The sequence below is a fragment of the Mycobacterium sp. SMC-8 genome, assembly GCF_025263565.1.
GTDB lineage: Bacteria > Actinomycetota > Actinomycetes > Mycobacteriales > Mycobacteriaceae > Mycobacterium.
In genome coordinates this window covers 3,365,481-3,387,817 of the sequence record NZ_CP079865.1, presented here as the reverse complement: position 1 = coordinate 3,387,817, position 22,337 = coordinate 3,365,481, and the positions used below count along the sequence as shown (strand labels likewise).

18 protein-coding genes and 1 pseudogene are annotated in these 22,337 nt (G+C 67.8%); 13 read left to right on the top strand and 6 right to left on the bottom strand.

The window, feature by feature from the left end; all coding sequences use genetic code 11:
* Positions 1–296 precede the first annotated feature (296 nt).
* The gene (locus tag KXD97_RS16415) at positions 297–1,544 is read right to left on the bottom strand and encodes an MFS transporter (protein ID WP_260751090.1); all 1,248 of its coding nucleotides are present in this window, start codon (positions 1,542–1,544) and stop codon (positions 297–299) included.
* 133 nt (positions 1,545–1,677) lie between these two features.
* On the opposite strand from KXD97_RS16415, the gene KXD97_RS16410 reads away from it, so the two are divergent.
* Positions 1,678–2,535, top strand: coding sequence for an alpha/beta fold hydrolase (locus KXD97_RS16410; RefSeq protein WP_260751089.1), 858 nt, complete (start codon positions 1,678–1,680; stop codon positions 2,533–2,535).
* Here the strand turns inward: KXD97_RS16410 and KXD97_RS16405 are convergent.
* Together KXD97_RS16405 and KXD97_RS16400 are read right to left on the bottom strand one after the other, a co-directional pair.
* A complete protein-coding gene (locus KXD97_RS16405; protein WP_260751086.1) occupies positions 2,519–3,430 on the bottom strand; it encodes an SDR family oxidoreductase in 912 nt (303 codons plus the stop codon). The genes KXD97_RS16410 and KXD97_RS16405 overlap by 17 nt on opposite strands.
* A gap of 90 nt (positions 3,431–3,520) precedes the next feature.
* On the bottom strand, positions 3,521–5,101 hold the full coding sequence (locus KXD97_RS16400) for a flavin-containing monooxygenase (RefSeq protein WP_396885441.1): 1,581 nt from the start codon (positions 5,099–5,101) through the stop codon (positions 3,521–3,523).
* A 168-nt stretch (positions 5,102–5,269) separates the two neighbouring features.
* On the opposite strand from KXD97_RS16400, the pseudogene KXD97_RS16395 reads away from it, so the two are divergent.
* From KXD97_RS16395 to KXD97_RS16370, 6 genes and pseudogenes are all read left to right on the top strand, one after another.
* Positions 5,270–6,294 (top strand): annotated as a pseudogene (locus KXD97_RS16395) (2Fe-2S iron-sulfur cluster-binding protein).
* 70 nt (positions 6,295–6,364) lie between these two features.
* Positions 6,365–7,546: an acyl-CoA dehydrogenase family protein gene (locus tag KXD97_RS16390; RefSeq protein ID WP_260751083.1), complete on the top strand. Its 1,182-nt coding sequence runs from the start codon at positions 6,365–6,367 to the stop codon at positions 7,544–7,546.
* 8 nt (positions 7,547–7,554) lie between these two features.
* Positions 7,555–8,463: a biphenyl-2,3-diol 1,2-dioxygenase gene (gene bphC, locus KXD97_RS16385; protein WP_260751082.1), complete on the top strand. Its 909-nt coding sequence runs from the start codon at positions 7,555–7,557 to the stop codon at positions 8,461–8,463.
* Positions 8,460–9,920, top strand: a complete 1,461-nt coding sequence (locus KXD97_RS16380) for an FAD-dependent oxidoreductase (RefSeq protein WP_260751081.1) — start codon at positions 8,460–8,462, stop codon at positions 9,918–9,920. The genes bphC and KXD97_RS16380 overlap by 4 nt, the downstream gene beginning before the upstream one ends.
* A gap of 223 nt (positions 9,921–10,143) precedes the next feature.
* A complete protein-coding gene (locus KXD97_RS16375; protein WP_260751080.1) occupies positions 10,144–11,016 on the top strand; it encodes an IclR family transcriptional regulator in 873 nt (290 codons plus the stop codon).
* Complete coding sequence (locus KXD97_RS16370) at positions 11,013–11,966, top strand: alpha/beta hydrolase (RefSeq protein ID WP_260751079.1); 954 nt, start codon at positions 11,013–11,015, stop codon at positions 11,964–11,966. Before KXD97_RS16375 ends, KXD97_RS16370 begins: the two co-directional genes overlap by 4 nt.
* On the opposite strand, the gene KXD97_RS16365 is transcribed toward KXD97_RS16370, so the two are convergent.
* On the bottom strand, positions 11,909–13,147 hold the full coding sequence (locus KXD97_RS16365) for an NADH:flavin oxidoreductase (protein WP_260751078.1): 1,239 nt from the start codon (positions 13,145–13,147) through the stop codon (positions 11,909–11,911). The genes KXD97_RS16370 and KXD97_RS16365 overlap by 58 nt on opposite strands.
* A 100-nt stretch (positions 13,148–13,247) precedes the next feature.
* Between KXD97_RS16365 and KXD97_RS16360 the strand changes: the two genes are divergently transcribed.
* Complete coding sequence (locus KXD97_RS16360) at positions 13,248–13,598, top strand: hypothetical protein (RefSeq protein WP_260751077.1); 351 nt, start codon at positions 13,248–13,250, stop codon at positions 13,596–13,598.
* Positions 13,591–14,220, top strand: coding sequence for a Dabb family protein (locus KXD97_RS16355; RefSeq protein ID WP_260758004.1), 630 nt, complete (start codon positions 13,591–13,593; stop codon positions 14,218–14,220). The genes KXD97_RS16360 and KXD97_RS16355 overlap by 8 nt, the downstream gene beginning before the upstream one ends.
* A 30-nt stretch (positions 14,221–14,250) precedes the next feature.
* On the opposite strand, the gene KXD97_RS16350 is transcribed toward KXD97_RS16355, so the two are convergent.
* Both KXD97_RS16350 and KXD97_RS16345 read right to left on the bottom strand, forming a co-directional pair.
* A complete protein-coding gene (locus KXD97_RS16350; RefSeq protein WP_260751076.1) occupies positions 14,251–15,138 on the bottom strand; it encodes an SDR family NAD(P)-dependent oxidoreductase in 888 nt (295 codons plus the stop codon).
* Entirely contained in the window at positions 15,135–17,057 is a 1,923-nt protein-coding gene (locus KXD97_RS16345) for an NAD(P)/FAD-dependent oxidoreductase (protein WP_260751075.1), read from the bottom strand. The genes KXD97_RS16350 and KXD97_RS16345 overlap by 4 nt, the downstream gene beginning before the upstream one ends.
* A gap of 119 nt (positions 17,058–17,176) precedes the next feature.
* Here KXD97_RS16345 and KXD97_RS16340 point away from each other — a divergent pair, with 119 nt between their 5' ends.
* The 4 genes from KXD97_RS16340 to KXD97_RS16325 all read left to right on the top strand — a co-directional run bounded on the left by KXD97_RS16340 (position 17,177) and on the right by KXD97_RS16325 (position 22,296).
* Positions 17,177–18,757 carry an acyl-CoA synthetase gene (locus KXD97_RS16340; RefSeq protein ID WP_260751074.1) on the top strand — a complete coding sequence of 527 codons (1,581 nt, stop codon included), beginning with the start codon at positions 17,177–17,179 and terminating at the stop codon, positions 18,755–18,757.
* Positions 18,758–18,871: 114 nt separating this feature from the next.
* A complete protein-coding gene (locus KXD97_RS16335) occupies positions 18,872–20,032 on the top strand; it encodes a zinc-binding dehydrogenase (protein ID WP_396885438.1) in 1,161 nt (386 codons plus the stop codon).
* Between the two features lie 19 nt (positions 20,033–20,051).
* Complete coding sequence (locus KXD97_RS16330; RefSeq protein ID WP_260751072.1) at positions 20,052–21,476, top strand: aldehyde dehydrogenase family protein; 1,425 nt, start codon at positions 20,052–20,054, stop codon at positions 21,474–21,476.
* A gap of 31 nt (positions 21,477–21,507) precedes the next feature.
* Positions 21,508–22,296, top strand: a complete 789-nt coding sequence (locus tag KXD97_RS16325; protein ID WP_260751071.1) for a crotonase/enoyl-CoA hydratase family protein — start codon at positions 21,508–21,510, stop codon at positions 22,294–22,296.
* Positions 22,297–22,337: the final 41 nt, after the last annotated feature.

Sequence of the window (22,337 nt, the reverse complement as noted above, 5' to 3'; positions counted from 1 at the left end):
CGTAAATCATGGGGAAGCGTCGCGCTGGACAAAGCAACCTTCAAGTACGGCAATCTCAGGTCATTCACAGCGTGTTCAACGAACAACAACGGATTCAGCTAACTCACAGCAGATCTGGAAAAAGGCTCTGACCAGTGCGGTCGCACCGTATCGGCAGACCGGCCCGGGCCTGGACCGCCAATGATGGCGAAATAATGACGGTTATGGATCCGAGAAGTCTGACGGAGGTGTCAAAACCGCTGCGGCTCAACTGGTTGCCAACGGAAGCAATCGGCGGGAGTGTCGGGCCGCGGTCACTACACCGTCGTCAGATCTGTGCCACGGGTCTCGCTGATCCACCACACCGCCAGAACCGTCACCAGACCGCATGCCGCGGCGAGCGCGACCAGCGGCTGCCGTGAGACCTCCACGGCGTGCAACGCCGCGAGTTGGTAGCCCATCGATGCGCCGGTATAGCGGACGGTCGTCCCGAACATCTCGGAGAACAGTGCGCCCAACGGCGCGTACATCATCGACTGGATGATTTGGGCCAGCACCATCGCGACGGTGAGCCACAGCTGCGACCGCGAATCCACCAGCGCGTAGAACGGCCACGCGTACCCGATGATGCCTACGGCCCCGCACACCATCACGAGCAGTCGGCCGACCCGGTCGGAGAACGCCGAGAAGACGGGGATGGCCACCAGCCCGGTCAGGGAGGTGAAGATCAACGCCGTCATGACGTCGGTGCGGTGGTACCCGATCGCGGTGGCGTAGCTGATCATGTAGGTGCTGATGAGCGCGGTCAGCGCGAACGGGCCGATGCCGGCCGCGCACGCGAGCACCAGCGTGCGCGGTGTGCGGAGTACTTCGAGGAGCGGCACCGCCGGGCCTTCGGCGGGCGCACGTCGTGCCGCTTCGAACACCGGGCTCTCGGTGATCGACAGGCGCACGTAGAGGCCGATCACCAGCAGCAGCACGCTGACAAGGAACGGGATGCGCCAGCCCCAGGACAGCAGGTCGCCGTCGGGCAGCAGGGTGATCACCGTGACCACTGCCACCGACAGCAGCGACCCGATGGGTGAGCCCATCTGCATCACGCCGTTCCAGAAGCCGCGGCGATGGGCCTCGGCGTGTTCGGTGACCATCAGCGTGGCGCCGCCCCATTCCCCTCCGATGGCGATGCCCTGGATCACCCGCAACGCCACCAACAGGATCGGGGCGGCCACGCCAACGGCGGCGTAGGTGGGCAGCAGGCCGATCAGGAAGCTCGCGGCGCCCATCAGCACCATCGTCAGCACCAGCATCGACTTACGTCCCAGCCGATCACCGAAGTGCCCGAACAGGATTCCGCCCACTGGCCGGGCAACGTAACCGGCGGCCAACGTCCCGAACGCCGCGATGGTGGCCACAGCCGGGTTCGAGTCCGGGAAGAACACCGTTCCGAACACCAGAGCGCTCATGGTGCCGTAGACCAGGAAGTCGTAGTACTCGATGGCGGTCCCCAGCAGGCTGGACAGCGCGACCCGGCGCAACAGCGTCTGGTCGGCTGCCAGTGTCTGCATGGTGAATCTCCCTGGCGGACAACGATTGAGGCGTTTTGCATCATTGTGCGTCCGGGCGCCGGGCCGGCAAGGGGGGCGTCCACTGACTGGAACGCCGGTGGCCGCACACGCGCCGATGGGGTGGAATCAGAGGATGACCGTCGACTACCAGGACAGCCTGCGTGAGATCAGCACCCCGTCGGGCGTGCTTCGTTATCACGAGGCCGGTGACGGACCCCCTCTCTTGCTGCTGCACGGGTCCGGACCGGGAGTGACGGGCTGGCGGAACTTCCGCGGCAACCTGGACGGGTTCGCGCGCCACTTCCGCTGCCTGGTGCTGGAGTTCCCCGGCTTCGGTGTCAGTGACGACTTCGGCGGACACCCGATGGTGGACGCGCAGGGTGCGGTCGTCACGTTCGCCGACGCACTCGGGCTGGACCGCGTCGACGTGATCGGCAACTCCATGGGTGGCGGGGTCGGCATCAATTTCGCCATCCGGCACCCCGACCGGGTGGGAAAGCTGGTGACCATCGGCGGGATCGGCACGAATGTCTTCAGCCCGGGCCCGAGCGAGGGCATCAGGTTGCTACAGGAGTTCACCGAGGACCCCACGCGGCAGCGGCTGATCGACTGGTTGCGGTCGATGGTCTACGACCCCGCCCTGGTGACCGAGGAGTTGATCGAGGAACGCTGGGCGCTGGCCACCGAACCCGAGACCCTCGCCGCCGCACGGCGCATGTACGGCAAGACCGCGTTCGCCGCGATGATGGAGATGATGCGCAAGGCCGACGCACCCATGCCGTGGGCGACGATGCACAAGGTGGCGGCCCCGACACTGCTGACCTGGGGGCGCGACGATCGGGTCAGTCCGCTCGACATGGCGCTGGTGCCGATGCGCACGATCCCGAACGCCGAGTTCCACGTGTTCCCTAACTGCGGGCACTGGGTGATGATCGAAGCCAAGGCCGCGTTCGAGCGGACGGTGCTCGGGTTCCTCAGCGCGACCGCATGATCCGGCGGTAACCCAGGAACCGCGCACCGTAGCGGGCCAGCTCCCGGGCCGGGACACGGGCCGGCCAGGCATCCGCCCGGAAGTAGGCATCGGACCCGCCGTCGACGAACACCACGCTGCCACAGAGGAAGTCCGCCGCGTCCGAGAGCATGAACACCATCCAGTCCGCGAGCCGGCCGGGCTCACCGAAGCCGCCGATCGGGACCGGGAACGCGCGGATGGCCTTGGCCTCGGCCGGGTTGGCGAGTTGCTCGGCCAGCAGCGGGGTCATGATCGCGCCGGGGGCCAGCGCATTGAGGCGGATGCCGGCACCGGCCCACTGCGGGCTGACGGCCTGCCGGCGCACCCACCGCGACACCGCGATCTTGGATGCCGCGTAGATCATCGGGGCTGAACGCTTGCCGAACCACCGCACCGCGCGCAGCGCCTTCGCCGTATCGCCGGCCAGCAGCGCCGATACGGCCCGGCGTGGCGCCAGCGGCGTCGTCGTCGTCGAGTTGCTGCCCACCACCACGACTTTCGCCGCGTCGCCACGGGCCAGCGCCGGCCGCAGAGCGGTCAGCAGGTCGACGACGCCGAAGTAGTTCACCTCGGCGATCAGGCGATCGCGGCCGGGCACCGGCCCCAGGCCGGCGGCCAGCACCGCGCCGTCGAGGACACCGTCACAGGCGGCCATAACGCCCTCGGCCGCGGACCGCCGCCCCTGGGCGGTCGACAGATCGGCCACCACCTCGAGCGGTTGCGGCATGGAGGCGAGCGCTGGGCGTTGATGTTCATGCCGGAATCGCGGGGATGCGATGTCCACCCCGATGACGGCATGCCCGGTGGCACGCAACCTCTCCGCGGTCTCGTTCCCCATGCCGGAGGCCGACCCGGTCACGACGTACGTTCCCATCGGCGCTGCCCTTCACTCGACCGACCAGAGAGTCACTTCGCCTGCTGCCGTGACGCTTTCGCGAATCGAGGCAGCGGAACCGCAATCGCTCTACGGCGGCGCCTCGATGAGGGTGAACCCCTTGTATCCGGCGTCGGCCACCTCGGCGCAGATGTCGAGGTAGACGCCGAAGCCGCCGATGAAGAGCATGAACACCCGCGGCTTGCCCGGTACGTTCGCACCCATGTACCAGGAGTTGGCACGCGGGAACAGCGTGGCGTCGGCGCGTCGGTTGCATTCGGCGATCCAGTTGTCCACCGCCTCGGTGGTCGCCTCGATCCCGGCCAGGTCATGCTCGTCGAGATACGCGATGGCGTCGGCGATCCAGTTGATGTGCGCCTCGGCGTGCAGCACCATGTTCGCCAACACCGCGGGCGCCCCGGGACCCGACACCAGAAACAGGTTCGGGAATCCGTCGACGCCCAGTCCGAGATAGGTGCGTGGACCGTCCGACCAGTCGTCGACCAGCGTCTGTCCCCGGCGCCCGACGATGTCGACCTTGGCCAGGGTTCCGGTCAGGGCGTCGAAACCGGTGGCCAGCACGATCGCATCCAGCTCGAAATGCGCGTCGGTGGTGTTGATGCCGGTGGCGTCGACGGTGGTGATCGGGGTCTCGCGGACACTGACCAGCTGCACGTTCGGCCGGTTGAAGGTCTGGAAGTAGTTGGTGTCGGTACAGATTCGTTTCGTGCCGATCGGGTGATCGTTCGGGATCAGAAGCCGCGCGACCTCCGGGTCGTCGATGACCGCCCGGATCTTCTGCTCGTAGAACTTGCGGGCTTCCTCATTGGCGTCCAGATCAATCATCTGATCAGAGAAGGTCTTGGAGAACAGCACTCCGCCGAGCTGCCAGCGCTTCTCGAACGCTTCGCGACGTTCCTCGGGTGTGGCCTCCATCGTCAGCTTCGGATGTGCCACGTGCGGTGATCCCCCGCCGCTGCGCCACGACATGCGGCGCCGCTCGTCGTACGTGGCTTTCGCATGCGCGACCTCGTCGGCGGTCAACGGCCGGTTACCCGCCGGCACACTGTAGTTCGGGGTGCGCTGGAAGACGACGAGATGCTCGGCCTGTTCGGCGATGATCGGGATGGACTGGATGCCTGACGATCCGGTGCCGATCACACCGACCCGCTTCCCGGTGAAGTCGACACCGTCGTGCGGCCAGTCGGCGGTGTGATAGATCTGCCCGCCGAACGTGCCCAGCCCGGCGATGTCGGGCGTCAACGGTGACGACAGGGGTCCGGTGGCCATCACCACGAACCTGGCCTCGACGACCTCACCACGGTCGGTGGTGACCACCCAATGCAGCGTCTTCTCGTCGAGGACGGCAGATTCCACCCGGGTGTCGAAGGTGATCCCGGAACGGAGGTCGAGCTTGTCGGCGACCCATTTGATGTAGTCCAGGATCTCGGCCTGGGTGGCGTACTTCTCGGTCCAGGTCCACTCCTGCTGCAGTTCATCGGAGAACGAGTAGCAGTAGTCGAGGCTTTCGACGTCGCAGCGCGCGCCCGGGTACCGGTTGAAATACCAGGTGCCGCCGACCTCCGGGGCGGCCTCGAACACCCGCACCGACCATCCCTGGGCCCGGAACCTGTGCAGGGCGTACAACCCGGCGAAACCCGCGCCGACCACGACGACGTCGACAGGACTCTCAGTACTCACACGGTGCACGCTAGGACCCCATCGGTCACCCACTCCGTACGTCTCCCGGTCAACGGGCACCGGGATTTCTTCCCGCCCACCGGTAGCCCGGCCACACCGCAGCGGCATCCTGGGCCAGGATGGTCGGCCGTGAACGACGTGTCCCGCACCGTGGCCCTGACCGTCACCGACGTCATCGTGGAGAGCCGGGATGCGAAGTCACTGGTTTTCGCGGTGCCCGGTGAGCACCGGGAACGGTTTGCCTACCGGCCGGGCCAGTTCCTGACGCTGCGCATCCCAGCGAGCTGACCGGTTCGGTGGCGCGCTGCTATTCGCTGGCCAGCTCACCACACACCGACGACGCCCCGAAGGTGACCGTCAAACGCACCGACGGCGGCTATGGATCGAACTGGTTGTGCGACAACGTCTCTGTCGGCGATGTCGTCGAATCTCTGCTGCCCTCCGGTGTTTTCACGCCGCAGCATCTCGACGGCCACTTCCTGCTATGGGCCGCGGGCAGCGGCATCACACCGGTCATGTCGATCCTGAAGTCGGTGCTCACCGCCGGGACCGGCCGGGTGGTGCTGTGCTACGCCAACCGGGACGAGGCCTCGGTGATCTTCGCCACCGAACTGCGCGAGCTCGCCGCTCGCTACGCCGGCCGGCTGACCGTCCTGCACTGGCTGGAATCCGTACAGGGACTGCCCACCCGCGCACAGCTGAGCATCTTCGCCGGGTTGTTCTCCGGCTACCAGTCCTTCATCTGCGGACCGGCCCCGTTCATGGCGGTGGTCAAGGAGACCCTCACCGAGGCCGGTGTCCCGCGCGACCACATCCATCTGGAGGTTTTCCAGTCCCTGGAGGGAGACCCGTTCGCCGACGTACCGGCCGCCGCCGTGACCGACGATGGCCGGGCCGTCGACGCCGAGGTCGCGATCGACGGCGACGTGCACCGGCTGCGCTGGCCTGAAGAACACACTCTGCTCGACACCATGCTGGCCGCCGGCATCGATGTCCCCTACTCGTGCCGCGAGGGGAACTGCGGATCGTGCGCTGCCACCGTCTCCGGCGGTCAGGTCGACCTCGGCAACGCGACGATCCTCGAACCCGAGGACATCGCCGAGGGGCTGTTCCTGGCCTGCCAGGCCCACCCGGTTTCCGACCCGGTGAGAATCGAGTTCTGAGCCGGGGAATCACTTCCGCTCACCGGGAAAAGGGCAACAGGCCACGGTCTGAGGCGGCACCATCAAATCCATGACACAACGGGTGATCGACCGCATCGCCGACCTGGCAGACCAGCTCCGCGAGCAGGCCGTGGAGGCCGAGACGATCGGCAAGCTCACCGATGACACGGTGAAGACGATGAAGCAGGTCGGGTCCATCCGGCTGCTGCAGCCCAAGCAGCACGGCGGCCTGGAGGTCCATCCGCGGGAGTTCGCCGAGACGGTGATGGCCACCGCCGCGCTGGATCCGTCCGCCGGCTGGATCAACGGCGTCGTCGGCGTGCATCCCTACCAGCTGGCCTACGCCGATCCCCGCGTCGGCCAGGAGATCTGGGCCGAGGATGTCGACACCTGGGTGGCTTCGCCCTACGCGCCCCAGGGCGTCGCGGTACCCACCGACGGCGGCTACATCTTCACCGGGCGGTGGCAGTTCAGTTCCGGCACCGATCACTGCGACTGGATCATCCTGGGTGCGATGGTCGGCGACGCGGACGGTAAGCCGCTGATGCCACCGCAGATGCTGCACATGATCCTGCCGCGCAAGGACTACGAGATCGTCGAGGACTCCTGGGACGTGGTCGGGTTGCGCGGCACCGGGTCCAAGGACGTCATCGTCGACGGCGCGTTCGTGCCCGACTACCGGACCATGGACGGCCTGAAAGTCATGGACGGCACCGCCCAGCGCGAGGCCGGGATGACCGAGCCGCTGTACCTGATGCCGTGGTCGACGATGTTCCCGCTGGGCATCTCCTCGGCCACCATCGGCATCGCCGAGGGCGCCTTGGCCGCCGCGCTGGACTATCAGCGTCAGCGCGTGAACTCCAGCAGCGTCGCGATCAAGGACGACCCCTATGTCATGTACGCGATCGGCGAAGCCGCCGCCGACATCAACGCCGCCCGCCAGGAACTGCTGGCCAACGCCGACCGCATCTACGACATGGTGGCCGCCGGTGAGGAGGTGTCCTTCCAGGACCGCGCCGCCGGACGGCGCACCCAGGTCCGCGCGGTATGGCGCGCCGTGTCCGCCGTCGACGAGATCTTCGCCCGCTGCGGCGGTAACGCCGCCCGCATGGACAAACCGCTGCAACGCTATTGGCGCGACGTCCATGTCGGCCAGGCCCACGCCATCCACGTCCCGGGCACCGTCTACCACGCCTCGGCACTGAGTTCGCTCGGAGTGGATCCGCAGGGACCCCTGCGGGCGATGATCTAGGGGTGGTCATGAGTCTGATCAAGAGCCTCGGCTATGTCACCGTGCAGGCCACCGACATGGCGCGGTGGCGGCACTTCGCCTTCGGCGTACTGGGTTTCGCGCAGGGCAGCGGACCCGATCCGGACGTCCTGTACCTGCGGATGGACGAACGGGCCGCGCGCATCATCGTCACCCCCGGCGACGTCGACAAGATCGCGACGGTCGGCTGGGAGGTCCGCGACCACGCCGCCCTCGAGGACGTCAAACGTGCCCTCGAAGGAGCCGGCACACCGTACAAGGAACTGTCCCTGGCCGAGGCCGACACCCGCAGGGTCGAAGAGGTCATCGCGTTCCAAGACCCGGCGGGCACCTCGCTGGAGGTGTTCCACGGCGCGGTTCTCGACCACAGCCCGGTAGTCACCCCGTTCGGTGCGAAGTTCGTGACCGGCGACCAGGGACTCGGACACGTCGTGCTGCCCGCGATGGACGTCAACGGGATGTTCGAGTTCTACACCGACGTCCTCGGATTCACATCCCGCGGGGCGTTCCGCGTCCCGGCGCCAACCGAATTCGGCCCGATCCGGGTCCGCTTCCTCGGCGTCAACCAGAGACACCACAGCCTGGCGCTGTGCCCGGCCGCCACGTTGCGCGACCCGGGCCTGATCCATCTCATGGTGGAGGTCGACACCCTCGACGCGGTCGGGCAGGCGCTCGACCGGGTGACCAGGGACGGCTTCCAGTTGTCCTCGACACTGGGCCGCCACACCAACGACAAGATGGTGTCGTTCTACGTGCGTGCGCCCGGCGACTGGGACATCGAGTTCGGCACCGAGGGCATGCGGGTCGACGAAACCTATTACACCGCCGAAGAGATCACCGCCGACAGCTACTGGGGCCACCAGTGGGTCGACGACCTGCCGGCGGCGATGCGTCCGTGAGCTCCGACGTCGTCCCCGTCCCGGAGTCGGAGATCGCCGCCTGGGACCACGAAGCCGACGTCGTCGTCGCCGGATACGGGGTGGCCGGCGCGGCAGCGGCGGTGGAGGCCGCACGCGCCGGTGCCGACGTGCTCGTCCTGGAACGGACGGGTTCCTGGGGCGGGGCCGCGTCGATGGCGGGGGGCTTCATCTACCTCGGCGGCGGCACCGCTCTGCAGAAGGCTTGCGGTTTCGACGATTCGGTCGACGACATGACCGCTTACCTCAACGCGGCCATGGGCCCGGGGGCTGACGAGAACCGCATCGCCGACTACTGCGCGGGTAGCGTCGCACACTTCGACTGGCTGGTCGGATGCGGTGTGCCGTTCAAGGCGGAGTTCTTCGGCGAGCCCGGGTGGGAACCGATGGGCGACCAGGGCCTGATGTACTCCGGCGGCGAGAACTCCTTCCCGTTCAACACCATCGCCGCACCTGCCCCGCGCGGCCATGTTCCGCAGATGTGGGGCAAGTTGCAGGGCGAGGCCAGCGCCGGCTACATGCTGATGAAGCCGCTCGTCGAGACGGCCGCCGCTGCCGGCGCGCGCGCCCTGTACGACGTTCGGGCCCAACGGCTTGTCGTCAGGGGTGACGGACGGGTGGTCGGGGTGGTGGCGCGTCGCTACGGCACCGAAATCGCCGTGCGGGCGCGCCGCGGAGTCGTGCTGGCGGCCGGCAGTTTCGCCTACAACGACGCGATGGTCGCCCAGTACGCCCCACGCATCGCCGGACGCCCGGCGGCATCGATCGAACAGCACAACGGCCGCGCCATCCAGATGGCTCAGGCGCTGGGCGCCGATCTGGCCCACATGGACGCCACCGAAGTCGCGATCTTCATCGACCCGCAGCAGCTCGTGCGCGGCATTCTGGTCAACGAACGCGGACAACGCTTCGTCGCCGAGGACACCTACCCCGGCCGGGTCGGACAGCTGACGCTGTATCACCAGAACAACACCGCCTACCTGATCCTCGACGGCGACGCCCAGGACGAGGCGATGGCCTCGCCGTCCCCGCAGCTGATGATGCGCCCACCGACCTGGGTCGCTGAGACCGTCGCCGACCTGGAAACCGAGATCGGGCTGCCACCCGGGTCGCTGCAGACCACCGTCGCCGCGTACAACGACGGGGCCGGCCGCGGCATGGACCCGCTGCTGCACAAAAAGGCGCAGTGGCTCAAGCCGATCGGCTCGCCGGTCGGGGCCGTCGATCTGCGCGACAGCACCGGCGGCTTCACCCTCGGCGGCCTGGCCACCACCCTCGACGCCGAGGTGCTCCACGTCAGCGGCGAGCCCATCCCCGGCTTGTTCGCCGCCGGCCGGTGCACCGCCGGATTGGCCGCATGGGGCTATGCCAGCGGCATATCGCTCGGCGACGGCAGCTTCTACGGGCGGCGCGCCGGCCGCAGCGCCGCCCGCCCCTGACTTCACGCCAGCCCCCGCTCTTTCTGAGCGCCCCTCAGCGGCCAGATTGCGCCCAGCGCGGCCTCCCGTCCACAAAGCCCTGGTGGAATGCGATTTCGAGGGCTCTTCGCCGTGCGCCCGGTGATATCCCGGCCATTCATGTGACAGCGAGCACATCGATGTGGTAGTCCTATATGACCAATAGGCATATGCCTATTAGGAGTATTACTTTCGGAGGATCCCGATGACCGTGACCGTCGACCGACCCGCACCCGCCGCGAAGGCCGCCCCGGAGACCCCGAGCGCGGTGATCGACCGGGTCTCTCTGGTGCTCGACGCGTTCGACGGCCCGGGCCGGCTGACGCTGGCGCAGATCGTGCGACGGACCGGCCTGCCCCGCTCGTCGGCGCACCGCATGCTGGAACGCCTGGTCCAGTTGCGCTGGCTGCGGCGCAACGGCCGTGATTACGAACTGGGAATGCGGCTGGTCGAACTCGGCTCGCTGGCTGTCCACCAGGACCGGCTGCACAAGGCCGCGATCCCGATGCTGCACGAACTTCACGCTGCCACCGGGCTTGTCGTCCACCTTGCGGTGCTCGACGGATCCGATGTCGTGTACATGGAGAAAGTCGGCAACCGGATGACCGCGGCCCTGCCGACCCGTGTGGGCGGCCGTCGGCCGGCCCACTGCGCCGCGGTCGGCAAGGCGATCCTCGCCTACACCCCCGAGAATGACATCGAGGTGTTCGACACCGATTTCCTGCCGCGGCTCACCAAGTACTCCATCTCGACGCATGCCCAGTTGCGCACCGACCTGGCGAAGGTGCGCTCCCACGGCGTCGCCTTCGACCGCGAGGAGTCGGTTCCGGGCTTCGGCTGCGTGGCCGCTCCGATCGGCGATCCGGGCCACGCGGCGGCCGCGGTGTCGGTGTGCGGTCCGATGAGTCACATGAAGTTCGACCAGCGCCTCGTCGCTCCAGTACGGATGGCGGCGATGCGAATCTGGCGCGCGGTCGACGGCGGTCCTACCCGCGTGGCACCCACGCTGCAGCAGATGCGCCCGCTGCGCGGCGGCCCGGTCCCCCGCCCCGGCCAGACCACCACGCCGCCGGCATGAGGCTCGATCCGCAGATCGCCGACATCATCGAAACCCTGGACTCGGGTTTTCCGCCCGTCCACACGATGACCGGCGAGCAGGCGCGCGCCGCGATCCGGTCCCGGTTCGTCCCCGCCGCACAACCCGAGCCCGTCGCCTCCGTCGAGGACGACACGATGCCGGGGCCGGCGGGGCCGGTCCCGGTGCGCATCTACCGCCCGCACACCGAAGTCGGAACACCTTTGCCTACATTGGTTTTCGCCCACGGCGGCGGTTGGGTGTTCTGCGATCTGGATAGTCACGACGGGTTGTGCCGAGCCTTCGCCAACGGCATGTCGGCTGTGGTGGTGTCAGTGCACTACCGTCGCGCCTCCGAAGAGGGCCAGTGGCCGGCCGCCGCCGAGGACGTCTATGCCGTCACCGCGTGGGTCGCCGAGCATATCGGCGCGTTCGGCGGCGACGGGTCGGCGGTGCTGGTCGGCGGCGACAGCGCCGGAGGCAACCTGGCCGCCGTCACCGCATTGATGGCCCGCGATCGGGGCGGGCCTACCTTGGCCGGGCAGGTTCTGCTCTATCCGGTCATCGCAGCCGATTTCGACAGCGAGTCCCACCGACTGTTCGGGCAGGGTTTCTACAACCCCCGGCCCGCTTTGCAGTGGTACTGGGACCAGTATGTGCCTTCGGCAGCCGACCGGATCGACCCGTACGCCTCACCGCTGCGCGCCGAGGACTTCACCGGCCTGCCGCCGGTCATCGCGGTGGTGGCAGGCCACGACCCGCTGCGTGACGAAGGGCTGGCCTATGTCGAGGCGCTGGAGGCAGCAGGAGTACCGACCGTGTGCCGGTACTTCGAGGGCGGAATCCACGGATTCATGACGATGCCTTCGTTGGACATCTGCCTGCGCGCCCGCACTCAGGTCTGTGCGGACGTCACCGACCTGGTGGGCAGCATCGGCTCTGCCGCGCCGTAGCGCTGGTCGGGATCCAGCACACAGTGCGTGCGGCCGAACACGGTGACCATGCACTTGTTGTTGTGAGTGCACCTGCTCCGCACGGCGGAGTCGGCGATCATCGTGTTCACCAGGTCCGGTTCGCGCAGCAGCGCCCGGCCCATGGCGACGAATCCGAACCCTTCCCGCATGCCGGTCTCGACGTGATCGCGGTTGGTGATGCCGCCGAGCAGGATCAATTTCGTGTTGCGCATGACCGGCACGAATTGCCGTGCCGCGGGCAGCATGTAGAGATCCCGGTACGGATAGCTGCCCATCACGGCCTTACCCATCAGCCGGACGCCGGGACGCAGCATCGGGGGCATCACCGTGGCGAATTCACGCACTGGCACGTCACCCCGGAACAGGTACATCGGCCGGTACACCGACGACCCCTGCGTCAGCTCCAGCGCGTCCAGCGTCGCATCGGCGTCGAGCAGTTGCGCGGTGCGCAGCGCCTCGTCGATCCAGATGCTGCCGGGCAACCCGTCGTCCATGTCGAGCTTGGCGATCACCGCGATGCGGTCGTCCACCACATCGCGTACCCGCTGCGCGATTTCCCGCACCAGCCGTGACCTGTTGTCGATGCTGCCGCCGTACTCGTCCTTGCGGCGGTTGATCAGTGGGCTCAGGAACGAGCTCGGCAGGTAGAGATGCCCGAAATGAAGCTCAACAGCGTCGAATCCGGCCTCCACGGCGACCAGCGCGGCCCGGCCGAATTGGTCGATGACTGCGGCGATCTCGTCTCGACGGATCTCCCGGCAGTAGGCGAACGAGGTCGGGTTGACGAAGCGGCTCGGCGCCACCGCGGTCACTCCCGTCAGCTTCCTCGGCGCCACCACGCCGGCATGGCCGAGCTGAGCGGAGATGCCGGCACCGGCGTCGTGCACCGCGTCGGTGAGCCTGCGCAGCCCGGGAAGCGCAGCCCGGTTCATCACGATCTGTCCGGGCGCACTGGCTCCCTGCGGCGAGACACAGCAGTACGCGACGGTCGTCATCCCGACCCCGCCCTCGGCGAAGCTGCGATGGAACGCGATCAGATCGTCGGTCACCATGCCGTCCGGCGAACGGCCCTCCGACGTGGCGGCTTTGACGATCCGGTTGCGCAGCCGCACCGGTCCGAGGCTGACAGGCGCGAACGGATCGGGGCTGAGATCGGTCATCCCGTAACCGTCGACCCCGCGGACCGGAGCGTCAACGGAGGTATCCCGATGGCCGGGATCGGCGCCGTCACAGCCGGGTGCGGACCCTAGTCTCGCTCGCATGGCCCCCACGTTCGAGGTCTTCGTCGTCGACCGGGTGGTGACCCGGCCAGGGTGTGCCCGCGAGTTCGTCGACACCTACCTCGGCGGGTACGCTCCGGGAGCCCGCGCGCGCGGCATGAGTCTGCGCGAAGTTCTTGTCTCGCCGCCGATCTGGTTCGACAGCGAACCCAACACCGTCACCATCACCTGGTCGCTGCCGAGCGCGCGGGCCTGGTGGGAGATGACGTGGCAGAGCAGGCCCGACCCGTCGCTGGGCGCGTGGTGGGACGGGGTTGCCCACCTCATCGTCGAACGGGAGCGCAGCGCTGCCGCGCGCTACGAGCACGTCGATGGGCTCTGCGATGTATAGCGTGACCCGCCTGGTCGACGTGGACGAGACCGACGGCCGCCGCGTGCTGGAGGCACTCCAACGCCTGGCCGAGCAGAGCGGAGCCGTACGACACCTTGTCGCGCCCACCCTTCCGGGCAGCCGCAACGGCGGCGACCTTCTCGTGCACCTGCGTTTCGACAGCGCCGAGGACTGGGCGTCAGTCGCCGACCGGTTCGACGCGGCACTGCACGACCCGGCGGTCACCCGGGTCAACGGAGTCGGCTATCACGGTCTGGCGCAGCGCGACCCGGACCGCGATCCCGGAAGCGTCTACCGGACGCTGTTGTTGCGCACCGCACCGGGCACCGACGCCGACACGTTGGCCCGGTTCGAGGCCGACCTGCGGCTGCTGCCCGGCTACGTCTTGACGATCAGCGCCTGGCAGCTGAGCCGGCCCGACCACACTGTCGGCGTATCGCCGTGGACTCACGTGTTCGAGCAGGAGTTCAGCGATGCTGACGGCATCATGGGCCCCTACCTGATGCATCCGATCCACTGGGCGGTCGTCGACCAGTGGTTCGATCCGGAGTGCCCGAAAGCGATTGTCCGGGACAGGGTCTGCCACAGCTTCTGCCTCGACAACGCTCGGGCGCTGCGCTGACGTCGCCGGCTGCTGCGGCACGGACGCCGGCTACAGGCCGGCGGACTGGATGTTCGGGTTCGCGGTGGCCGGCGGTTCGAGCGGCGGCAACTCCGTGGCGCCGTCCAGGCTGTGCACGGTCATCCGCGGCGACCATGGATAGTGCAGACTGAATGCCACCAGGCCGGTGCGCACCGCGGCCGGCAGGTGACACATCGCCAGCACGGTCTCGGCCAGATATTCCACCGGCTCGGTCGGGAAGGTGTCGGGGATCAGGCTCGCGGCGCCTGGGGTCCGGACGGCGCTGGACGGGCCGACGACGTTGACGGCGATGTTGGAGTCCAGCAGTTCGGCGGCCACTCCCTGGGTGAACCGGTGCAGCGCGGCCTTCATGGAGGCGTAGATCACGTCGCCGGACGACTTGTTGTACTCGCGGTAGGGCCGTGCGGGCGCCAGGCCGGTGACCGACCCGATGTTGACGATCCAACCCGCTCCTTGTCGGCGCATGTGTGGAACGGCCTTCTGGGTCAGTACGAACGGTGTGCGCACGTAGTGGTCGACGGTGCGGTCGAACGTTTCCATCGGCATCTCTTCGATGACGGAGTAGTCGGCGTAGCCGGCGTTGTTGACCAGGATGTCGATCCGGCCCGTGCGCTCGACGACCCGGTCGACCAGTCCGGCACGTGCGTCGGCGTCCTCGAGATCGCAGGCGAGCCCGAACGCCTTTCCGCCGGCTGCCTCGATCAGCGCGATCGTCTCGCCGATGGTGCCGGGCAGCTCCACCTGCTGCCCGGCGCGGGTCGACGGTGACGGCTGGTAGGACCTGGCGGTGACGGCCACCGTGGCGCCCTCGGCGGCGAGCCGCTGCGCGATGGCGCGTCCGATACCCCGGCTACTTCCGGTGACCAGAGCTGTTCTGCCGGACAACAATTCACTCACCGAAGCTCCAGATCCGCTTCATCGGGGGTGCGGTGGCTCTGCCACACGTCGATCAGCCGGAACGGGAACGCGGTGACGATGCGGCCGCCGCCCGAGCGGTAGTACGTGTGCGCTGTCGGGGTGTGACACCACACGGTCTGCGCCATCGCGTCGTCGATCTTGCGGACGTAGTCGGTGAACGCCTTCGAAGTGACCTCAAGGGTGGCGGCTCCCCGTTGCGCCATCAGCTGCAGGCATTCCATGACGTAGTGGACCATCACCTCGACGCCGAAGTTGTGGCCGGCGCCGTGGCCGGGACTGTAGTTGGGCGCCGACGAGATGAACATGTTGGGAAAGCCGGGGACGAGCCCGCCGCGGTAGGCCGCGGGACTGTCGCCCCAGACCTCGGTCAACCGCACGCCGTCGCGGCCGCGGATGTCGACCGTGGACAGGAAGTCGAGGTGGTAGCCGGTGGCGTAGATGATCACGTCGAGGTCGACCTGCCTGCCGTCCGCGGTGACGATACCGCGCTCGTTCACCTGTGCCGGCTCGGCGGCCTCGACGTCGACGTGTTCACGGGTCAGTGCCGCGTAATAGCCACCGGGGTCGCGAATGATTCGCTTACCGTATGGCGCGAAATCCGGGGTGACCTTTTTCGCGAGTTCGGAATCCTTGCCGAACATGCGGTCGATGTACTCCTGGCACAGGCGCAGCAGCACGTCGTTGGCCGGCGAGATCGACAGGTGGTCGGCAGCCCATTCCGGATCACGCACGATGACCGGATAGTTGTTGTCGGCGGTGCCCCAAAACGATTTCAGGCGAACCCAGTTGGCGTAGAACGGGATGTGGGCGTTCAGCCAGCGGCGATGTTCGGGGACGTCGTCTGTCAACCGCTTCCGCGGTGCCACCCAGTGCGGTTGGCGCTGGAACACCGTCAGGTGCTCGACGTCGTCCACACACGCGTCGACGATCTGCACCGCGGTGCACCCGGCGCCGATGATCGCGACCTTCTTGCCGCGCAGCGAGAGATCGGGATCCCACTCGGCGGAGTGGATGCTCACGCCGCGGAACGACTCCCGCCCGGCCAGATCTGGCCAGCGGGGTCGGTTGAGGTATCCGGCGGCCGGGATGACCACGTTGGCGTAGCTGATTTCTCGGGCGCCGTCCGCGGCCGCGGTGCGGATCTCCCACTGCGAGCGTCGGTCGTCCCACCACAGCGCCTCCACCTCGGTGCTGAACCGGATGTGGTCGCGCAGCGCGTTCCGGTCGGCCACCGACTGCAGGTACTGCTGGTACTCCGCGCCCTGCGGGTAGTAGCTCGACCAGTTGCCGTTGATGTCGCGAGACAGCGAGTAGTACGCCGACGGGGTGTCGACCCCGATGCCGGGGTAGACGGTGGTGTACCAGGTGCCGCCGACCTCGTCGTTACGGTCGATGATCTCGTAGTCGATCCCGGCGGCCGCGCATTCCAGCCCCGCCGCCATGCCGGCGATGCCGGCCCCGACGATCACGACCTTGAAGCCGTTGGGCAGCTTCGCGGTTCGGGGCAGCACCGGCTGGGAAGGGTGGAAGCCACCTTGTTCCAGCAACAGGCCGTGGTACTCCTCACCCACCTCGGTACCCAATGCCAGCGGGGCGACTCGCGCGAACAGAGCGGGATCGTCGAACGCCAGGCGGTCGGGCCGGCGCGGCCGGGTCAGCGCCGCGACCAGCTCATCGACGAGCACGTCAAGCGTGTCCGGGTCGGTGACGCCGACGTGCTCGGGCGGGTCCGGCTCGAACGAGAGCTTAGGCGCGTACCGATCGACCACGCTCAGGTCGCCGGTCAACTGCGCCAGCACCGCCACCAGGATTCCGGCGTCGGCACGGTGCAGGTTGGTCCGCATCTCGTCCGGGTCGAGCGTCCCGTCGTCGGCAGCCACGGTCACACCGGTCGTCATCGATCCTCCTCGGGTCCGGGGATCGAGTATGTGAGCGTCGGGACGGGTCCGCGGCGCCCTTGTCTACTGAGCGGGACGCAACTCGCCCGTCGCCGTGACCGGACACCTACAGTCCGGGCATGGATGATCTGCAGGCGGTGCCGGCCGGGGTGCGCAGCCACGCTCTCGGCGACATTCCGCGGCGTCCGGCGCGCAAGCATCCGGACAAACTCGCGATTGTCGACGGCGATGTCAGGCTGACGTTCGCCGAGTTCGAGCACCTGGTCGACCGTGCCACTGCGGCGTTGTCCGACAACGGTTTCGCGCCGGGCGACCGCCTGGCGCTGCTGGCGCACAACTGCTGGCAGTACGCGGTTCTGGCCTTCGCGACCGGGCGGGCCGGGGTGGTTCTCGTTCCGGTCAACTTCATGCTGACCGCCGAGGAGATCGCGTTCATCCTGGGGCACAGCCGGGCGGGTGGCTTCGTCGCCGAAGCGGACCTGGTGCCGACCGCGGAGGCGGCCATGCGTCTCGGCGGTGCGGTCCGATCCACGGCGGCGCTGGTCCTGCCGGGACAGAGTCTGCCTACGGGCTGGGAGGATTTCGCCGCGTGGATGCAGACCACGTCGCCGGCACCCGACCCCCTCATCGACGACGATCAGCTGATCCGGTTGATGTACACCAGCGGGACCGAGTCCCACCCCAAGGGCGCGATGCACTCCAGTCGCAGCCTGATGGGCAACTACATCAGTTCGATCATCGCCGGGTCGATGGAGGGCAGCGACGTCGAGGTCCACTCGCTGCCGCTCTATCACTGTGCGCAGCTCGACAATTTCCTGATCACCGACATCTACCTCGGTGCCACCAGCATCATCGTGCCGCGCCCCGATCCCGAAACCGTGCTCCGCAGCATCGAACGGTTCTGCGTGACAAACTATTTCGCTCCGCCGACGGTGTGGATTTCCCTGCTGCGCTCCCCTGTGTTCGACGAGGTGGACCTGTCCAGCCTGCGCAAGGGCTACTACGGCGCGTCGGCCATGCCTGTCGAGATCCTGGCCGAGATGCGTGAGCGGCTGCCTCATTTGCGGCTGTGGAACTTCTACGGTCAGACCGAGATGGCCCCGCTGGCCTCGGCGCTGGGCCCGGACGAACAGGACGCGCACGCGGGCTCGGCGGGTCGGCCGGTGGTCAACGTGCAGACCGCGATCCTCGATGACGACAACCTCGAGGTGGGTCCCGGCGTGGTGGGCGAGATCGCGCACCGCAGCCCGCATCTGATGCTGGGTTACCTCGATGACGAGGCCAAGACCGCAGAGTCGTTCCGCGGCGGCTGGTTTCACTCCGGTGATCTCGGCTACTACGACCAGCACGGTCTGCTGCACGTGGTCGACCGCAAGAAGGACATGATCAAGACCGGCGGCGAGAACGTGGCGAGCCGTGAGGTCGAGGAGGTCATCTACCGCCATCCGGCCGTGGAGGAGGTCGCCGTCTTCGGCATCGCCGATGCGGTGTGGGTGGAAGCGGTGGTGGCTGCGATCGTCGTTCGTCGCGGCGCCGATCTCGGTGAACGGGAGATCCTCGAGTACTGCCGCACGCATCTGGCGGGGTTCAAGACGCCGAAGCAGGTGTTCTTCGTCGACTCGCTGCCGAAGAACCCTAGCGGCAAGCTGCTCAAGCGCGTGCTGCGGGAACGCTTCGCCAACACCGAAATCAAAGCCTGAGCGCTCCGGCTGCGGGACGTGGGGACCGCCGCAAACGTGCCATGGCCCACAGTGACCGCTGGCCGGGAAGCCCCGGACCTGGCCGATTCCGGCGCCGCTACCGTACGAGAACAGATGCGGCCGTGTGCATCCGCAGGTGAACCGAGAGGACGTCAACCCGTGACTGTTGCGCCGTTCGAAGGTCGTATCGCCCGTTTCGACGAACCCGGCAGGCCATTCGAGATCGAAACGGTCGCGCTGCCCGATATCAATCCCGGCGAGATCCTGGTCAAGGTGACTCGGGCAAATATCTGCGGTTCCGATGTGCACGCCTGGCACGGGACCTTCGCCACCCGCGGGCTGGGCGGGCAGCTGCCGACCGTGCTCGGCCACGAAATGGTCGGCGTTGTCGCGGCTCTGGGCCAAGGAGTGACCTCTGACTCCAACGGGAAGGCGCTGACCGCAGGAACACGGGTGGTCTTTCCCTACTTCTTCTGCTGCCACGCCTGCCGTAACTGCCTGGCCGGGCGACGCAACGCGTGCCTGAACCTGACGATGGCCATGCTCGGCCGTGCCGACGAATCGCCCTACTTCGTCGGCGGGTATGCCGATTACTTCGTGCTTCCGGCGGGCGCGGTGGTCTACACGGTGCCTGATTCGGTGTCCGACGAGATCGCCGCCGGCGCGAACTGCGCACTGTCGCAGGTGATGTACGGGCTGGAGCGAGTCGACCAGCAGCTCGGCGAGTATGTGGTGGTGCAGGGCGCCGGCGCGTTGGGGCTCTACGCCGTCGCGGTGGCAAAGGCCCGCGGCGCGGCCAAGGTCATCGCGATTGACGGAGTGCCCGAACGGTTGGAGTTGGCCACCGCGTTCGGCGCCGACGCCGTCATCGACATCAGCGAGACCACCGACAAGGACCGGGCCAAGATCGTCCGGAAGCACACCGACGGGCAGGGCGCCGACGTCGTGGTGGAGGTGGTCGGCCACCCATCGGCGATCGACGAGGGTCTCAGGCTGCTCGGTCAGTTCGGCCGCTACGTCGAGATCGGCAACATCAACATCGGCAAGACGTTCGGGTTCGATCCCTCGCGGTTCGTGTTCGCCAACAAGACCATGGTCGGGGTGTCGCTCTACGAGCCGTCGGTGCTGTCCCGGGCGCTGGACTTCCTCGAGCGGTACCAACACCGGTTGCCGTTCGAGCGACTCGCGGCGGCCTGCTACTCGCTGGACGACATCAACGCCGCCTTCTCCGCCGCGGCCGACAAACGCGATGTCCGCGCCAGCATCGTGCCCTGACCCACCCACGGAAAGCACCATGCACAACCACGATTACGCCCGCACCGAACTCTTCATCGACGGCGCCTGGGTCTCCCCCGCCCGCGGCACCGGCCTCATCGAGGTCGTCGACCCGGCCACCGAACAGGTGCTGGGCACGGTCCCGGCGGGATCGGAGGACGACGTGGATGCCGCCGTCGCCGCGGCCCGACGGGCGTTCGACCCGCTGATCGGCGTCGCGGAGCGTCGCGCCCGTCTCGACGCGGTGATCACCGCGATGGACAAGCGCCTGCCTGCGATCGCCGAGACCATCACCAGCGAGATGGGTGCGCCGATCCGTATCGCCCAGTCGGTGCAGACCCAGGTGCCGCTGGCGGTGGCGCGGGCGTTCGCCGATGTGCTGGCGCGGTTCGAGTTCGAGGAGCGCATCGGTAACTCGCTGGTCGTCCGCGAACCGTACGGTGTGGTCGCGGCGATCACGCCGTGGAACTATCCGCTGTATCAGGTGGTCGCCAAGGTCATCCCGGCGATCGCGGCGGGGTGCACGGTCGTGCTCAAACCCTCCAACGAGGCGCCGCTGTCGGTGTTCGAGTTCGTCGACGCGCTTGCGGACGCCGGCCTGCCGCCCGGGGTGGTGAATCTGGTGTCGGGGCCGGGGCGGGTGATCGGGGAACGGATGGCGGCCCATGCCGACGTGGATTTCGTGTCGTTCACCGGATCGACCGGTGTCGGCAGCCGGGTGGGTGAACTGGCCGGCGGGACCGTCAAGAAGGTGGCCCTCGAGTTGGGCGGCAAGTCGGCGAACGTGATTCTCGACGGCGCCGACCTCGCGGCGGCGGTGAAGGTCGGCGTCGGCAACGCGTTTCTCAATGGGGGGCAGACATGCATGGCGTGGACCCGCATGCTCGTCCCACAGGACCGCTACGGCGAAGCGCTCGACCTGGTCGAGGCCGCGGTGTCGAAGTACACCGTCGGCGACCCGTGGGATCCCGGTACCCGGATCGGGCCGTCGGCATCTGAAAGTCAGTACCGGACCGTGCTCGGCTTCATCGAGCGTGCTCAGCGCGACGGCGCGCGGCTGCTCACAGGCGGCGCGGAGAAGATCGCCGACACCGGCTATTTCGTGGCACCCACGGTCTTCGCCGACGTCGACCCCGACTCCGAGTTAGGCCAGGAGGAGGTGTTCGGTCCCGTGCTGGCCGTCATCCCCTACCGTGACACCGACGACGCGCTGGCGATTGCCAACGGCACGCCCTACGGCCTGTCCGGGGCGGTGTGGGCAGCTGACGACGACACCGCCATCGCGTTCGCGCGCCAGGTGCAGACCGGTCAGCTCGACATCAACGGCGGAAAGTACAACCCGGCAGCGCCGTTCGGCGGCTTTAAGAAGTCCGGCATCGGCCGCGAGCTCGGCCGCATCGGGTTCGAGGAGTTCCTACAGGTGAAGTCCCTGCAACTGCCCTGAACCCGTCCCACCGAGAGCCTGGAGGCCTGTCATGTCGGTAACCACCGAGCCGCTCCGCATCACCACCAACGGGTCAGTGCAGACCTGGACCATCAACCGTCCCGAGCAGGGCAACGCGATCACCGGCAAAGACGTCATCGCCGCGTTCGAGGTCGCCGCCGAACAGGCCAACTCCGACAACGGATTGCGTGCCGTCATCCTCACCGCGGAGGGCAAGATCTTCTCCGCCGGCGGCAATGTCAAGGAGATGGCCGACGGCCAGGGCATGTTCGGTCTCGCGCCGATCGAGCAGCGCTACGCCTACGTCGACGGCATCCAACGCATACCCCGCGCCCTCGGCCGACTCGAGGTCCCGCTGATCGCGGCTGTCAACGGTGCCGCCATCGGGGCTGGCTGCGATGTGGCCTTGATGTGCGATATCCGGATTGCCTCCGAACGCGCCTCGTTCGCCGAGAGTTTCGTGCAACTGGGCCTGATCCCGGGCGATGGTGGCAGCTGGTTCCTGCAGCGCGCCATCGGTTACGAGCGGGCCGCCGAGATGACCTTCACCGGCGACCGCATCGACGCCGTCACCGCGCTCGACTGGGGTCTGGTGAGCCGCGTCGTCCCCCACGACGATCTCTTGACCGCCGCGAACGAGCTCGCCGAGCGCATCGCCAAGAATCCGCCGCACTCGCTGCGGATGGCCAAGCGGCTGCTGCAGGAGTCACGCACCGGCCTGCTGGAGTCGACGTTGGCGATGGCCGCGGCCATGCAGTCGCTGGCGCACGCCGACACCGAACACCACCAGCGCATTGCACGTTGGCGGAGCCAACCATGAGACACGAGTGGCGGAGCCAACCATGAGACACGAGTGGCGGA

Coding starts and splice junctions, on each gene's coding strand:
- KXD97_RS16340 (WP_260751074.1), top strand. CDS start 17,177: ATGGATGATCTGCAGGCGGTGCCGGCCGGGGTGCGCAGCCACGCTCTC.
- KXD97_RS16415 (WP_260751090.1), bottom strand. CDS start 1,544: ATGCAGACACTGGCAGCCGACCAGACGCTGTTGCGCCGGGTCGCGCTG.
- KXD97_RS16335 (WP_396885438.1), top strand. CDS start 18,872: ATGCGGCCGTGTGCATCCGCAGGTGAACCGAGAGGACGTCAACCCGTG.
- KXD97_RS16365 (WP_260751078.1), bottom strand. CDS start 13,147: ATGACCGATCTCAGCCCCGATCCGTTCGCGCCTGTCAGCCTCGGACCG.
- KXD97_RS16375 (WP_260751080.1), top strand. CDS start 10,144: ATGACCGTGACCGTCGACCGACCCGCACCCGCCGCGAAGGCCGCCCCG.
- bphC (WP_260751082.1), top strand. CDS start 7,555: ATGAGTCTGATCAAGAGCCTCGGCTATGTCACCGTGCAGGCCACCGAC.
- KXD97_RS16410 (WP_260751089.1), top strand. CDS start 1,678: ATGACCGTCGACTACCAGGACAGCCTGCGTGAGATCAGCACCCCGTCG.
- KXD97_RS16325 (WP_260751071.1), top strand. CDS start 21,508: ATGTCGGTAACCACCGAGCCGCTCCGCATCACCACCAACGGGTCAGTG.
- KXD97_RS16355 (WP_260758004.1), top strand. CDS start 13,591: ATGTATAGCGTGACCCGCCTGGTCGACGTGGACGAGACCGACGGCCGC.
- KXD97_RS16330 (WP_260751072.1), top strand. CDS start 20,052: ATGCACAACCACGATTACGCCCGCACCGAACTCTTCATCGACGGCGCC.
- KXD97_RS16360 (WP_260751077.1), top strand. CDS start 13,248: ATGGCCCCCACGTTCGAGGTCTTCGTCGTCGACCGGGTGGTGACCCGG.
- KXD97_RS16345 (WP_260751075.1), bottom strand. CDS start 17,057: ATGACGACCGGTGTGACCGTGGCTGCCGACGACGGGACGCTCGACCCG.
- KXD97_RS16370 (WP_260751079.1), top strand. CDS start 11,013: ATGAGGCTCGATCCGCAGATCGCCGACATCATCGAAACCCTGGACTCG.
- KXD97_RS16405 (WP_260751086.1), bottom strand. CDS start 3,430: ATGGGAACGTACGTCGTGACCGGGTCGGCCTCCGGCATGGGGAACGAG.
- KXD97_RS16390 (WP_260751083.1), top strand. CDS start 6,365: ATGACACAACGGGTGATCGACCGCATCGCCGACCTGGCAGACCAGCTC.